This window comes from Mesobacillus sp. AQ2 (assembly GCF_030122805.1).
Taxonomy (GTDB): Bacteria; Bacillota; Bacilli; order Bacillales; family Cytobacillaceae; genus Mesobacillus; species Mesobacillus oceanisediminis_A.
Genome location: NZ_CP126080.1, coordinates 4715298 through 4729478, shown reverse-complemented (window position 1 = coordinate 4729478; position 14181 = coordinate 4715298). Strand labels below are relative to the sequence as shown.

Here is a 14181-nt window from a genome sequence, read left to right as displayed (position 1 = left end):
TGATAACTTTTTATTTCTAGTTGCTGGCCGAAAAGTCCTTCCGCTTTCTGGAAATTCTTTTCGCCTAACAAATCCTTAGTTCCGACAATCACATGTGTGGGGGTGTGATTCTTTTCGACTCGTCCAAAGTGGTCAGGGGTTTGGCGTCTCCTGCAAGGCTTTTATAAATGCTTGCGAAGAAGATAGTCATAACTTCACATTGTAAGGTAGTCTATCAATATAAATGAATTCGTGGTAATCTCCAAACTATTAGAAAAATAATCTCGGAAATGTTGAAACTTTTTTAACCTGATTCTGCTCTAAAAAGTGAAAGGAGGTCAGGAAATGAAAGAAGAAAGGCTAGTGAAGAAAGCAGTGAAGGGGAATGCCAGGTCTTTCGAAGAGCTGTTGATTTTACATAGTGAGCGATTATACCGAACCGCTTTTTTATATGCGGGGAACAGAGAGGATGCCCTTGATATTGTCCAGGAAACCTCATGCAAGGCATTTCTGGCGATTGGGCAGCTGAAGAATGAACAATACTTTTTAACCTGGCTGACGAGGATTTTGATTCATTGTGCTTATGACATTTTGAAAAAAAGGAAAAAAGAAATGCCGGTGAACGAACTGGTTGAGCTGCCTTCGAGCAGTGATAATAGGGTCGCGGAGAACCTGGATTTGATGGAGGCCATTACTCTGCTGAAAGAACAGCATAGAACAGCGATTATCCTGTTTTACTATCATGACCTGTCAATCAGCGAGATTGCCAGAATGATGGACATACCCGAGAATACCGTTAAGACCTATCTGCAGCGTGGCCGAAAGGAATTGAAAAATAGATTGGGAGGCGAGGTAAATGGAAAAGAAAACGTTTCTTGAATTCGTCGGCGAGATTGATGTGCCTGAAGAAGATGTCGTAAGCGCAATTCAGGCGGGTGTTCGGAAAGGAAGCAAAATGAAACCTAAACGGCGGCCGCTATTTAAAGCAGGGGCAGTATCAGCAGCTGCTGCAGCTCTTTTCATCTCATCAGGTTTCATGTTCCCATCTATGGCAAGTGTGATGGCTGAAATCCCTTTACTGGCAAAATTGTATGAGCATGACAAGGTAGCTGAAAACCTGGCCTCTCAACAACTGATTACCGAATTGGACGAAAAGGCAACATATGATGGTATTGATGTGACAGTTACAGAAGCCTACTATGATGGGGCGATTATCGGGGTGACTTTTGATGTTAAGGGTGAAGTCAAAGGAGATAAGGATGATATTTACGCATTCTATGAAATCTTCGACCGTGACCCTAATATAGAAGAAACAATGGAACTGGTGAAATTGGTGCCGGATGGAGCTGGCTATAAAGGGCATATCCAATTGAGCTACCCGAGAAGCGGGCTGCCGGCAGAAATGAATTTGCCGTTGAACTTCCTCGGTATTGGTGAAATTGATGACAGCTGGAAGGACGAACAGGGGAAATGGAATTTTGATGTACCGATTTTGCAGCTGCCGTATGAAACGGTCGAACTAGGTCAGTCAACTGAACTTGGTCAGCATAAAGTCACGCTCGAAAAACTGATTACGGGAAAATCCTCGACAGCAATTGAATATACAATGAGCTATCCAGAAGGCGGACAAAGCGTCATGATTGATCTTTTCGATGGTAAGGGCAAGGAAATCATTGGAGGGACTTCGGATACCAAGATTGGAAGGGAAATCGAAAATGGCTTGGTTACGGAGAAGAGACGGGTCACAATCCCAATGGTATTAGAGTCGGATTTTATTGAAGTCAAGCCAGCATTGGAATCAGGAGAAGAACTAGAGTCAGTCAAAATTGAATTATAAAGAAAAGGCGCTGGATATCATTCAGCGCCTTTTTTCAATTTATAGTTCAGTGCCGCAATCTGACCGTAGCGCCCTGTGCTGGCTAATTCCCAATCAGAAGGTGGTGTGCCATCGGGAAACAGCGGGATTCCTTCGCCAATTGTTTTAGGAATGATATAAAGTTCCATCTCGTCGATCAGCTTTTTTTCAAGGAATTGTCTCACAAGCACTCCGCCGCCGACAAGCCAGACATACCCATCAGAAACTTTTTTGACACGGGAGACCAGTGTTTCCAGGTCTTCATCGGTAAACGTCACATGAGGAGTGCTTTCCTGGGACTGCCGCGTTAGAACATAGCAGTCATTACCGGCATAAGGGAACTCATCCGTCAGTTTCAGAACTTCCTCATACGTTTTCCGACCCATGATCACCGTTCCGACCTGGGCGTAAAATTTACCGTAACCATTATCGCCAACACCTTCAACTTCATCCAGCCAGTCAACAGCCCCATCCGGCCTGGCGATATAGCCATCCAGGCTCATTGCGATATACAGTATGACTTTGTTATTTTTCATCGATATCCTCCATGCAGGTGTATAATAACGTTATTCTATCAAATTTGAGGGGGCATCTGCATGCTTGACTTGAATATTCCAGGGAGAGGCCAGTTCAACCTGCATCATCTGGTCCTTGATTTTAACGGAACGATTGCTTTTGGCGGCGAGCTGATCTCTGGCGTAGGTGAAAGAATCCAGCTGCTTAGCAGGGAAATGGAGATTCATGTCATTACAGCGGATACAAACGGCAGTGTGGTCCGGCAGTGTGAGGGACTGCCTGTCACGGTACAAATTCTGAAGTCAGAGAATCATACAGACGAGAAGGGGGAATTTGTCCGGGGGCTGGAAGGCGTGCTCTGCATGGGGAATGGAGCAAATGATGAATCGATGTTCGCAGAATCCGACCTCGCCATTGTCATAGCCGGAAGAGAAGGCTGCGCAACGGCAACACTGTTGAAAAGCGATCTGGTGATTGAAGATATCAATGATGGGTTGGATCTGCTGCTTAATCCCAAGCGGTTGATCGCTACGCTGCGAAAATAACCGGTTGAAGGAAAGTAAAAACCGCAGATGGAAAAAACACAGTAATAGTGTGGTTTTTTACATACACTAACTGTAACTTCCCAAGTACCGACCCTAAACTGGGAAAAAACGACCGAAATTTCCAGTTCGCCAATAAAATCTGATTTTCGTCAAAAAGTAGGGTGAATTCGCCAATAAATTTGTTTTTTCGCCAATAAAACTAAAAAATCGCCAATAAAATTGTGAAAACCGCCAATAAAAAGATTCAACAATAATAAAAAGGCATGAAACTTATCCAACCGGCTCACTATCCTGGGGATTGAGCCGATTTCTTCTGTAAGATTTATAAAAAACATCTTCAAAAATCCCTTTCCTCTCATCCTTCACAAAAATATATAATAGATTCACACACCACTTTTACCATTATTAAGAAAATCTTAAGATTTATGCTCAGTGAATATTAAGGTTCACTGCCTAGAATAGAAAATATCAAAGTTTGCCTGTTAGGGAAGGGGGTTTTCAAACTTGGAACAATACAATGTGCTTGTCGTGGATGATGAGAAAGAGATACGGGATGCGATCGAGATTTATTTAAAGAACGAAGGAATCAAGGTCATCAAGGCGGCGGATGGAATCGAAGCGATCGAGAAGCTGAATGAGCAGCCGGTCCATTTGATCCTGCTCGATGTAATGATGCCGCGTCAGGACGGGATTACCACGACGTTCAGAATCCGGGAAGACAAGAACATCCCGATCATCATTTTGAGTGCAAAGGCGGAGGATACAGATAAAATTCTCGGGCTTCAGGTTGGTGCGGATGATTATGTGACGAAGCCGTTCAATCCGCTTGAACTGATCGCCAGGGTGAAGTCGCAGCTCAGGAGATATGTCACGCTCGGTACATACGAAGGGAAGGCGAAGGTGATTGACCTGAATGGCCTGACACTCGACCAGTCCTCGAAGGAGGTCACCGCCCACGGCGAACCGGTAAAACTGACGCCAATCGAGTACAAGATCCTCGAACTGCTGATGACGAATGCCGGCAGAGTGTTCTCTATCAATGATATTTACGAGCTCGTGTGGAAGGAGCCGAGCTACAATGCTGAAAACACAGTCGCCGTCCATATCCGCAAGATCCGTGAAAAAATAGAGATCGATCCGAAGAATCCAAGATTTTTGAAGGTGGTGTGGGGGATTGGATATAAAATCGAAAAGTAAGTATTTATTTGTAACCTGGGTACTTCTGATTGCATTTGGTTTAAGCGGTATTTTTTCAGTTCTGACAAACGGAAGCAGGTTTATGCAAGGCAATTATTTTGAGTCGGAGGAATATAACTCGCAAATGGATCAATTTGTTTCCATGCTGAATATGTTTGAGCTCTATAAAATGCCGAAAGAAGAAATGAAAAAGCAAATCACTGTTTCTGATGAGGAAATTGAAGAGCATCGTACTAGATACGGCAATCTCAGTGATCAAATTTCTAATATTAGCATGCAATATGAAGACCAGATCCGGGCGGCCATCGATTCAGAAAACAAGGCAGCCGAAGCTGTACTTAAGAAGGAAAGAGACGAAAAGATTGCGGATATCACAGAGAACTTTAATAGTGATGAATATGTCCGCGCTAAAATCGTCAAAGAAAAAGAAAAGAAGATTGATGAGTTTTACCGGGACCTGGAAAATTACCGCCGCGAGTTCAACAATCTTGGGAATGCCTTCAAATATTACCTTAAAGACAACACAACAGGAGAAGTGATTACGAACCTTAATCTGTCAAAAGGTGAATCAGCCTCTGACTACCTGAATAAAAAAGATATGTATTATGTGCTGGATTACGAGGGTTTGCAAAAAAACTATATGTTCACTGGTTATAATGAAAACTTCCTGCCCTATAATGAAGTGGCTGAAACAATCCTCGAGAATCAAAAAGACCGGGATATGACCGGCCAAATCGGGCTTTCTAAGCACGCATCAGAAAAAAACATCGCCATCATGAATTATAAAGACTATCAGAAAAGCCAAAAGCTCTTTTTCGGTTATCTTTTAGCGAGTATTGCGGCCTTGATTGCGAGTTATTTTCTGACAAAACGGAAACCGGCAACTGTTTTAGGCTCATTCGACCAGTGGAAGCCCTTCTATGTGAGAATCCCGCTGGATGTAAGGGCAGTGATTCTTTTAATGACAGCGTTTTTCCTTTTGCTGTCCATGACTTTGATCAGTGAACAATTTGTTTATTATCATTCAAATGTCTTCGCTACGCTTACCGAGCTGATCGTCAGTCTGGTTGCTGCAGCTTCATTGCTGGCATTCGGGTGGATTCAGCTGAGATTCCTATCAGAGTACCGCAAGGATTGGCCAAAGCTGAAAGAGGACCTGAATAACAGCTTGTTAGTGAAAAGCTATCACTCCATTCTAAATGCGTTTTTAATCAAGAGCATCGGATTCCAGCTGCTTTTAATCCTCGGGCTTGTTTTTGTGATGGGCATGCTGTTTGTTGCAGTCCTTGTAGCAGGCGGCGGAGAAATAATCGTCATTGCATTCGCTTTTGGTGTCATCAGTCTTCCGATTTTCATCATGATCATGAGGAAAGCTGGCTACCTGAATAAAGTAATGAAGCATACAGAAGAATTGGCTGCAGGCAATTTAGGTGCGGACATACCGGTGAAAGGGAAATCTGCAATCGCGAAACATGCAGCAAATATCAATGCGCTCAGAAACACTGTGAAATCCTCCCACAAAGAGCAGGCTAAAAGTGAACGCCTGAAAACGGAATTGATTACGAATGTAAGCCATGATCTAAGGACTCCGCTTACTTCTATTATTACCTACACTGAGCTGCTGAAGACACCTGAGCTCGCACATGAAGACCGTGATTCCTACATCGAAATCCTCGACCGTAAATCAAAGCGGCTCAAGGTGCTGATCGATGACTTGTTCGAAGCAACGAAAATGGCGAGCGGCAATATCGAGCTGAATAAGGAGAAGGTCGACCTTAACCAGCTGCTGCAGCAGGCATTGGCCGAACATAACGAAGCGCTGAGCCAGTCTTCATTAAAGCTGCGCGTTTCCCAGCCGGATCATCCGGTTTATGCATTTGTTGACGGGCAAAAACTCTGGAGGGTGTTCGATAATCTGATCGGCAATATCCTGAAGTATGCACTGGAGAATACGAGGGTCTATATTTCGGTAAAAGAAGAGCAAAACCAGGTGGTGCTCACTTTTAAAAATATCACCAAATATGAGCTAGGAGAAGACCTGGATGAACTGTTCGAGCGCTTCAAACGCGGAGACAAGTCCCGCCATACAGAAGGTTCCGGGCTAGGGCTGGCAATCGCCAAATCGATCGTCGATCTGCACGAAGGCTCGCTTGACATCGAGGTAGACGGAGATCTGTTCAAGGTAACAGTCGTCCTTGACCAATTAGCTTAACACCAGCACCCCCTTTTGCTATGCAGAGGGGGGCTTTGGCTGTTTTTGGCGGATTATTATATACAAATACCTTGATACCAGGACCATCATTGCATTGAATGGAATATTCCAGAGCTTATGCAACTTCAAGAGACCGGTCCTCACCAGAACCCAATCCATGCCGGTCAATCCTATGAACATGTTCAGCCTTGGAAGGATCCCTTGTCTTGAAGAGGTGATGACAAGGAAAACTGCCCGGACCAGGCTGTAGAGGGGAGCGATGATAAAATGTTCGCGCCATGAGTGGTAGATTCCCCGTCCAAAGCGGACTTTCCTGCCAACCGCAGATATATAGAGCAATGTAACACAGATGACTTCAGTTGACAGGTATTGGGCTATCACTAGTGCCCATTTTTTCTCCGCATTCAAGGCTTTGTAAAACCAATCGCTGATATAAAAGTAGATATTCATAAAGAATACCGTATAGGATGGCTTCCACCAGTAGGCTTTATAGATTTTCAAATGCAGGAAATATCGTTCAATACCATAATAAATAAGCGTGCTGCCGAGCTTCCAGTACTTATTTTTTCGGTACAAAGTAAGGAGGGTGGCCGTGATGGGAACATAAAATCCCTGTGATAAAATAGCCCCGAGGATTTGATCATGGGCTCTTTTCTTAAGGACCTTTGGCTTATAGGAGTACCCTTTGAACAAATTTAGGACCGGGTACTCGAATAAATAAGCCAATCCAATATTGGTGAGCAGCAAGGTCCATATATTCTTTTGGCGGCTTCTTTTAGTGAATATGAAAAAAAGCAAGACATGAACGACAGCCAGCAGCAGAAAAGGAATAGCGTTCTTTGAAGCGAGTTTGTTTTTTTTCATATCCAACACTCCAGTTTTTACAAAGTATATAGCTATAATGTTTGCTAATTCTTTGAAATTATTTACCGGAACAGAACCTGTAAATTTATATCATGACTAGTGTAAAGACACATGGTAATATAAAGAAGCAGCACAAAAATTTATGTTAAAACAACCCATTTTAGGGAAACTATTTGTATCTCGCTAGTGTTGCAGGAGGGTTTTATGAAAAAGTCACAGGAGATTTCAGAAAAGAAGCTATTAGGGATTGCCGGGCTCGGCTGGATGTTTGATGCAATGGATGTGGGGATTCTGTCCTTTGTCATTGCTGCCCTGCAGGTGGACTGGGGATTAACAGGCAAGGAAATGGGGTGGATTGGCAGCGTAAACTCAATTGGTATGGCAGTCGGTGCCTTCGTATTTGGATTGCTTGCTGACCGGATCGGCCGGAAAAACGTCTTTATCATTACTTTATTGCTTTTCTCTGCTGGAAGCGGAATATCTGCGATGGCAACAACCTTGTCATTCTTTTTACTGCTGAGGTTTTTTATCGGAATGGGGCTTGGCGGTGAATTGCCGGTTGCATCCACACTTGTTTCTGAAAGTGTGCCTGCGGAGAAACGCGGGCGTGTCGTTGTACTGCTTGAAAGCTTCTGGGCGGCAGGCTGGCTAGTTGCAGCGTTGATTTCATATTTCATCATTCCGAAGTTTGGCTGGCAAATGGCGTTAATCCTAAGTGCATTGCCGGCATTGTATGCATTGTATCTTCGTATCAACTTGCCTGATTCACCAAGATTCCTTGCGGTTTCCAAGAAAGAACGGCTGACGATGAGGGAGAGCATCGCAGAGGTCTGGTCAAGGGAACATTTCAAGAGAACGGCGATGCTATGGATTCTATGGTTCAGTGTTGTATTTTCCTACTATGGAATGTTCCTCTGGCTGCCGAGCGTGATGGTCATGAAGGGATTCACATTGATCAAGAGTTTCCAATACGTCTTGATCATGACTCTCGCCCAGCTTCCGGGGTATTTTACCGCAGCATGGCTGATTGAAAAAGCGGGAAGGAAGTTCGTGCTGGTTGTTTATTTAATTGGAACTGCCCTCAGCGCCTATTTCTTTGGGACGGCAGATTCGCTGGCATTGCTGATTACGGCTGGAATTTTGCTGTCATTCTTCAACCTTGGTGCCTGGGGCGCATTGTACGCCTACACACCAGAACAATATCCAACGACAATCCGCGGTTCAGGAGCGGGAATGGCCGCATCCTTTGGCCGCATCGGCGGAATTGCCGGACCGCTGATGGTCCCGTATCTTTCAGCGCAAAATCTATCGATCACAGCCATCTTCACGATCTTCTGTATCGCGATCCTGATTGGTGCCGCGGCAGTATTTTTCTGGGGTACGGAGACGAAGCAGAAAGAGCTGGCTTAAAAGAAAAAGTTCGCCTTCGAGGAGGCGAACTTTTTCATCTTAATCATGCATGAACATATTTGAACACATTCACAAGAAAGAGAATGCCCCCAATGACCACGACTAATGATCCCACAATGGCAAAGACGGTGAAAATGACTCCCCCTGCCAACATGGATAATGTAATCCCGCCCTGCATGACCGGAACTCCAATGTTATGAAGCCAGAAGTGCGTTGAAGCAAGCTTGCTGTCACCAGCCTGTGGAAATAAATAATAAATCGTCCCGAACAGGGCCATTGAGACCCAGCCTAACAAGTTTAAGTGTGCATGCACTGAGGACATGGTGAAATCATGGACGATCCCCATAACAATTCCTAGAATGATGGCAATAACAAAATAGACCGCAGCGACCTTGAAAAACCGTATGCTCAAAGCTATTTTCCTCCTCTCTAATTAGTTCTTTTAGATTATATAAAAGTTCTGAAAATTTATAACATATGTACTAATGAAATAGGTAAATTTATTTTTCCTATCGACGATGATAGTAAAATAATAATAAGTTCCCCATGACACAAAAATATCACCTTTGTTTTCGTCATTTTTACGGATATTCATGATATAATAGTGCAAACGTTTGTACAACTTCTAAAAGGGAGATAAAGCTATGAAAAGATTATTTGGAATTGATAGCTGGAAGATCGTCGAAACGGACTTGAATAAAGAGGATTTCCGCCTGGCTGAAAGCATCATGAGCCTTGGGAATGGACATATGGGCATGCGCGGGAATTTTGAAGAAACATACTCTGGGGATTTCCATCGCGGATCTTATATTGCCGGTGTCTGGTTCCCGGATAAAACACGTGTAGGCTGGTGGAAAAATGGCTATCCGAATTATTTTGGAAAGGTCATCAACTCCACGAACTTTATCGGCATCAAAGTACTAATTGATGGTGAAGAATTGGATTTGCACAATGCTGAAGTAAGCGATTACTATCGCGAGCTTGATATGCAGCATGGTATTTTGACACGAAAATTTACCGTCACTCTAAACGGAAATGAAACAGAAGTGGAAGCCGTTCGCTTCCTGTCAGTAGCTGATCAGGAGCTGGCCGCTATTCGTTACTCTGTCACTGCCAAAAACTATAATGGAAACGTTACCTTTGTTCCTTATCTTGATGGGGACGTCCGCAATGAAGACTCCAACTATGAAGAGGACTTCTGGTATGAAGTCAGCAGGGATGTTGCAGACTACAGCGGCAGCCTTGTCATGAAGACGAAAGACAATCCATTCGGCACTCCGACTTTCCAGGTAGCGACAACTATGCAAACGGTTGTCGAAGGCGATGTGTCAAAGGTTGAAGTAAATGAAAAAGCAGAATACGTAGAAAATGTCATCGAAGTGAAAGCTGAACAGGGACAAACTGTAACCCTTTATAAATATGTTGCTGTTACAACCGACCGTGACTATGAAGCTGGCGAACTGGTTTCAAAAGGGCGTGAAGTGCTTGATCGTTCTGTTGAAAAAGGGTTCGAACAGTTATTGGAAGAGCATAGAAATGGCTGGCTGAGCCGCTGGGAAATTGCTGATATCGAAATTGCCGGTGATGACTCTGCACAGCAGGGAATCCGCTTTAACCTGTTCCAGTTATTCTCAACTTATTATGGAGAAGATTCGCGCCTGAACATCGGCCCTAAAGGTTTCACAGGTGAAAAATATGGCGGTGCTACTTACTGGGATACAGAAGCTTACGCAATTCCGCTCTACCTTTCTACTGCAGAGTCAGAGGTTGCACGCAACCTGCTTGTCTATCGCCACAACCAGCTGGAAGGAGCCTACCATAATGCGAAGCAGCAGGGACTGAAGGGTGCACTTTACCCAATGGTTACTTTTACAGGCGTGGAGTGCCACAATGAGTGGGAGATCACGTTCGAGGAGATTCATCGTAACGGTGCGATCGCCTATGCGATATATAACTATGTGAATTACACTGGGGATAAAGATTATCTCCACGAATACGGAATTGATGTGCTCGCTGGCATCTCTCGTTTCTGGGCTGACCGAGTTCACTTCAATAAGAGCAAGAATGTCTATATGATCCATGGCGTAACAGGTCCGAATGAATACGAAAACAATGTTAACAACAACTGGTATACAAACCGTATCGCTGTATGGACACTGCGATACACGCTTGAAGTCATCGATTTACTTAAGCAGAATGGCCATGAGGCGCGCCTCGAAGGCCTTGAATTCTCTACTGAAGAACTTGCTAAGTGGCAGGATATCGTTGAAAGAATGTATTTCCCTTACGATGAAGAAAAAGGTGTCTTCGTTCAGCACGATACATTCCTTGATAAAGATTTGATGACGGTGGATGAGCTTGCAGCCGAAGATCGCCCAATCAACCAGAACTGGTCATGGGATAAAATCCTGCGCAGCTGCTTCATCAAGCAGGCAGATGTTCTTCAGGGTCTATACTTCTTCAACCATGAATTCTCGGAAGAAGAGAAGCGCCGCAACTTTGAATTCTATGAGCCAATGACCGTCCACGAGTCATCATTGTCACCAAGTATTCACGCAGTACTTGCAGCAGAGCTTGGCATGGAAGAAAAGGCATACGAAATGTACAACCGCACGGCGCGCCTTGACCTAGATAACTACAACAACGATACAGAAGACGGGCTGCACATCACAAGCATGACAGGTGCATGGCTGGCGATCGTCCAGGGCTTCGCAGGCATGCGCACAGCAGAAGGCACATTGTCATTCGCACCATTCATCCCGAAAGCCTGGGAGCAATACAGCTTCAAGATCATCTACCGCGACCACTACATCAAGGTAGAAGTGAACCAGGAAAACGTCATCCTCACACAGCAAGGACCAGAACTCGCCCTGAAACTTTACGGCGAGGACGTAACAATCCCTGCAGAAGGCAAGCTTTCTGTAAAATTGAAATAAGTTGATGAAGAGATCTTTAGGCAAGCCTGAAGGTCTCTCTCATTGGAGAAAGATTTTACTGTGTGAATTGCAGTGAAATGGCCAAAAAGGGTGGATTTAATAGACATTTTGAAGAGCGGAAGGTGTAGAAATGTCCAAGAAAGGTGCTTTAATGGACATTTTGGAGAGTGTGAAGGGTTGAAATGTCCAAGAAAAGCGGTTTAATGGACATTTTGGAGAGTGTGAAGGGTTGAAATGTCCAAGAAAAGTGGTTTAATGGACATTTTGGAGAGTGTGAAGGGTTGAAATGTCCAAGAAAAGTGGTTTAATGGACATTTTGGAGAGCAGAAGCTGTTGAAATGTCCAAGAAAAGTGGTTTAATGGACATTTTGGAGAGTGTGAAGGGATGAAATGTCCAAGAAAAGCGGTTTAATAGACATTTTGAAGAGCAGAAGCTGTTGAAATGTCCAAGAAACGTGCTTAAATGGACATTTTGAAGAATAGAAAGCGTTGAAATGTCCAAGAACCGAGTCTTAATAGACATTTTGGATAGTGAATGGCGAAGAGAAGTCAAGAAAAGCAATTATATAGACATTTGCGTGTTTGAGTGGGAATGAAATGTCCAATGATCCTCAGAATCTGCTTCTGAGACTGCATGGATGACTCGTGAAAGGAGTTTTGACAATGACTAGACCACTAAAAGCTTTTATTTTTGACCTTGATGGGGTCATTACGGATACAGCGGAATACCACTTTTTAGCGTGGAAGGCGCTGGCTGAGGATTTGGGAATTACTTTTACCCGTGAGGACAACGAGGAGCTGAAGGGTGTTTCCCGGATGGATTCTCTCGAAAAGATTCTTGAGCTTGGCGGCCGGATGGGGGATTTTTCAGTTGATGAAAAAGAAGCATTGGCTGAGAAGAAAAATGAGCACTACCTGACATTGATCCAGAACATCACTCCTGCTGACCTGTTGCCGGCGATCAAGGAATTGATCAGGGACATCAAAGATAATGGGCTAAAACTAGGCCTTGCGTCAGCAAGCAAGAACGCGTTCACCGTAATGGAGTCGCTCGGGATGAAATCCGAATTTGATATCATCGTTGACGCAAAAACAGTCGTAAACGGCAAGCCGCATCCGGAAGTCTTCCTGTGTGCTGCCGAAATGCTAGGCGTTGAGCCTGAAGCCTGCATCGGTGTCGAGGATGCAGCAGCTGGCGTACAGGCCATCAAAGCTGCCGGAATGTATGCAGTTGCTGTCGGTCCTAAGGAAAGCTTTGAAAATGCTGATATTGTCTATACCAGCACTTCTAAGCTTTCATTTGAGAAAATCGTAGAAGTTTATAATAGTTAACACTCCAAAACCCAGTCGCAGCTATGCGGCTGGTTTTTTTAAAAGAGCCATTTTGTTGGTTTCGTCAAAACTAGTATTAGTAAAAACATTCAGAAAGTAATTGTTGGATTATCCGCTCTTTAACAGGGAAATATGCTACTATGGGAATTTTTAAAAAGGACGGTGTAGTAGTATGTACGATTGCCTTATAGTTGGAGGGGGGATTGCCGGACTGCAGGCGGCGATTCAACTCGGACGTTACAATCATAAAACAATGGTGCTTGATGCAGGAGATGGAAGGTCCGCATTATGCCAAAGTTATCATAATATTCTTGGCTACCCGGATGGAGTAAGCGGTCCACAGTTAAGGGAAATCGGCCGAAAACAGGCTGCTCAGTATGGCGTGGAGTTTGTGATCGGAAAAGCTGAGGCTGCAAAAAAAACAGGGGCTGGTTTTGAAGTCAAAGCGGAGAGTGGAGATACTTACGAGGCGAAGACATTGCTCCTGGCCACAGGAGTCATGGACCGGATTCCTCCTTTCCCGGAGCTGATGCCTACTCTGGGAATCAGTGTGTATATCTGTCCGGATTGTGATGGACATGAAGTGAAAGACAAGTCGACAATCGTAATGGGCTCGGGGAATCCTGGCGCAAACATGGCACTGACCCTGAATTATTTCACAGATAAACTCACTTATGTGAATCATGAAAACAAAGAAGTGGACGAGGATATAATGTCCGCCATGAAGAAAAAGGGAATTAAGTATGTTGAAGGTCCAATTGAAAAGGTGCTGGCGGATGGTCCGGATTTCAGGGGGATTATGCTTGCAAATGGTGAGAAGCTGACGTCGGAACGCGGCTTCATGGCCTTTGGAGGAAATGAAGTAAAATCGCAGCTCGCGCAACAGCTTGGCGTCGACCTTCATAAAAACAAGCATGTATTAGTGGACCCAAGGACCAAGATGACCAATGTCGAAAACGTTTGGGCAGCAGGTGACCTTGTAGCCCATTCCGAGCAAACAACAATCGCGATGGGAGACGGCATGCAGGCCAGCATCTGGATCCATAAGACACTTTTAGCGGAAAAGGAATAATTAGCTGTTAATAAGGTTATTTCATCCTTGTGAAAGTAATCTGTCCCGGTTGGGCGAAGAAATTGCAGGTTGGAAGGGAGGATATCTCCAGTTGAGGGGAAGATATCTCCAGTCGTGAGCAGGATATCTCCAGTTGTGAGCAGGATATCTCCAGTTGTGAGCGGGATATCTCCAGTTGTGAGCGGGATATCTCCAGTTGGACGCAAGATATTCCATTTGGAGCAAGATACTCCCGGTTGGAACCACTTTATTCCTGGTAGAGA

12 protein-coding genes are annotated in these 14181 nt (G+C 44.4%); 9 read left to right on the top strand and 3 right to left on the bottom strand.

What is annotated here, in order from left to right; genetic code table 11:
• Positions 1–324 precede the first annotated feature (324 nt).
• Together QNH36_RS23570 and QNH36_RS23565 are read left to right on the top strand one after the other, a co-directional pair.
• A complete protein-coding gene (locus QNH36_RS23570) occupies positions 325–858 on the top strand; it encodes a sigma-70 family RNA polymerase sigma factor (RefSeq protein WP_144479337.1) in 534 nt (177 codons plus the stop codon).
• Positions 836–1816 carry a DUF4179 domain-containing protein gene (locus QNH36_RS23565; protein ID WP_144479335.1) on the top strand — a complete coding sequence of 327 codons (981 nt, stop codon included), beginning with the start codon at positions 836–838 and terminating at the stop codon, positions 1814–1816. The genes QNH36_RS23570 and QNH36_RS23565 overlap by 23 nt, the downstream gene beginning before the upstream one ends.
• A 17-nt stretch (positions 1817–1833) precedes the next feature.
• Here the strand turns inward: QNH36_RS23565 and QNH36_RS23560 are convergent, their stop codons facing one another.
• Positions 1834–2370 carry a dihydrofolate reductase family protein gene (locus tag QNH36_RS23560; protein ID WP_144479333.1) on the bottom strand — a complete coding sequence of 179 codons (537 nt, stop codon included), beginning with the start codon at positions 2368–2370 and terminating at the stop codon, positions 1834–1836.
• A 60-nt stretch (positions 2371–2430) separates the two neighbouring features.
• On the opposite strand from QNH36_RS23560, the gene QNH36_RS23555 reads away from it, so the two are divergent.
• From QNH36_RS23555 to QNH36_RS23545, 3 genes are all read left to right on the top strand, one after another.
• The gene (locus QNH36_RS23555) at positions 2431–2895 is read left to right on the top strand and encodes an HAD family hydrolase (RefSeq protein WP_283904403.1); all 465 of its coding nucleotides are present in this window, start codon (positions 2431–2433) and stop codon (positions 2893–2895) included.
• A gap of 504 nt (positions 2896–3399) precedes the next feature.
• On the top strand, positions 3400–4092 hold the full coding sequence (locus QNH36_RS23550; RefSeq protein ID WP_283904402.1) for a response regulator transcription factor: 693 nt from the start codon (positions 3400–3402) through the stop codon (positions 4090–4092).
• Positions 4070–6304, top strand: coding sequence for a sensor histidine kinase (locus QNH36_RS23545; protein WP_283904401.1), 2235 nt, complete (start codon positions 4070–4072; stop codon positions 6302–6304). The genes QNH36_RS23550 and QNH36_RS23545 overlap by 23 nt, the downstream gene beginning before the upstream one ends.
• An 18-nt stretch (positions 6305–6322) precedes the next feature.
• On the opposite strand, the gene QNH36_RS23540 is transcribed toward QNH36_RS23545, so the two are convergent.
• A complete protein-coding gene (locus QNH36_RS23540) occupies positions 6323–7168 on the bottom strand; it encodes a hypothetical protein (RefSeq protein ID WP_283904400.1) in 846 nt (281 codons plus the stop codon).
• 204 nt (positions 7169–7372) lie between these two features.
• On the opposite strand from QNH36_RS23540, the gene QNH36_RS23535 reads away from it, so the two are divergent.
• Entirely contained in the window at positions 7373–8578 is a 1206-nt protein-coding gene (locus QNH36_RS23535; RefSeq protein WP_251542480.1) for an MFS transporter, read from the top strand.
• 43 nt (positions 8579–8621) lie between these two features.
• Here QNH36_RS23535 and QNH36_RS23530 read toward each other — a convergent pair whose 3' ends face one another.
• Positions 8622–8990, bottom strand: coding sequence for a cytochrome-c oxidase (locus QNH36_RS23530; protein ID WP_251542481.1), 369 nt, complete (start codon positions 8988–8990; stop codon positions 8622–8624).
• A gap of 232 nt (positions 8991–9222) precedes the next feature.
• Here QNH36_RS23530 and QNH36_RS23525 point away from each other — a divergent pair, with 232 nt between their 5' ends.
• The 3 genes from QNH36_RS23525 to QNH36_RS23515 all read left to right on the top strand — a co-directional run bounded on the left by QNH36_RS23525 (position 9223) and on the right by QNH36_RS23515 (position 13918).
• Entirely contained in the window at positions 9223–11514 is a 2292-nt protein-coding gene (locus QNH36_RS23525; RefSeq protein ID WP_283904399.1) for a glycoside hydrolase family 65 protein, read from the top strand.
• A 663-nt stretch (positions 11515–12177) separates the two neighbouring features.
• Positions 12178–12846: a beta-phosphoglucomutase gene (pgmB, locus tag QNH36_RS23520; RefSeq protein WP_283904398.1), complete on the top strand. Its 669-nt coding sequence runs from the start codon at positions 12178–12180 to the stop codon at positions 12844–12846.
• Positions 12847–13018: 172 nt separating this feature from the next.
• Complete coding sequence (locus tag QNH36_RS23515) at positions 13019–13918, top strand: NAD(P)/FAD-dependent oxidoreductase (RefSeq protein WP_283904397.1); 900 nt, start codon at positions 13019–13021, stop codon at positions 13916–13918.
• Positions 13919–14181 lie beyond the last annotated feature (263 nt).

Bases quoted from the DNA above. Each gene is read 5' to 3' on its own strand.
- QNH36_RS23515 (WP_283904397.1), top strand. From the start codon at position 13,019: ATGTACGATTGCCTTATAGTTGGAGGGGGGATTGCCGGACTGCAGGCG.
- QNH36_RS23535 (WP_251542480.1), top strand. From the start codon at position 7,373: ATGAAAAAGTCACAGGAGATTTCAGAAAAGAAGCTATTAGGGATTGCC.
- QNH36_RS23525 (WP_283904399.1), top strand. From the start codon at position 9,223: ATGAAAAGATTATTTGGAATTGATAGCTGGAAGATCGTCGAAACGGAC.
- QNH36_RS23565 (WP_144479335.1), top strand. From the start codon at position 836: ATGGAAAAGAAAACGTTTCTTGAATTCGTCGGCGAGATTGATGTGCCT.
- QNH36_RS23540 (WP_283904400.1), bottom strand. From the start codon at position 7,168: ATGAAAAAAAACAAACTCGCTTCAAAGAACGCTATTCCTTTTCTGCTG.
- QNH36_RS23555 (WP_283904403.1), top strand. From the start codon at position 2,431: ATGCTTGACTTGAATATTCCAGGGAGAGGCCAGTTCAACCTGCATCAT.
- QNH36_RS23570 (WP_144479337.1), top strand. From the start codon at position 325: ATGAAAGAAGAAAGGCTAGTGAAGAAAGCAGTGAAGGGGAATGCCAGG.
- QNH36_RS23560 (WP_144479333.1), bottom strand. From the start codon at position 2,370: ATGAAAAATAACAAAGTCATACTGTATATCGCAATGAGCCTGGATGGC.
- pgmB (WP_283904398.1), top strand. From the start codon at position 12,178: ATGACTAGACCACTAAAAGCTTTTATTTTTGACCTTGATGGGGTCATT.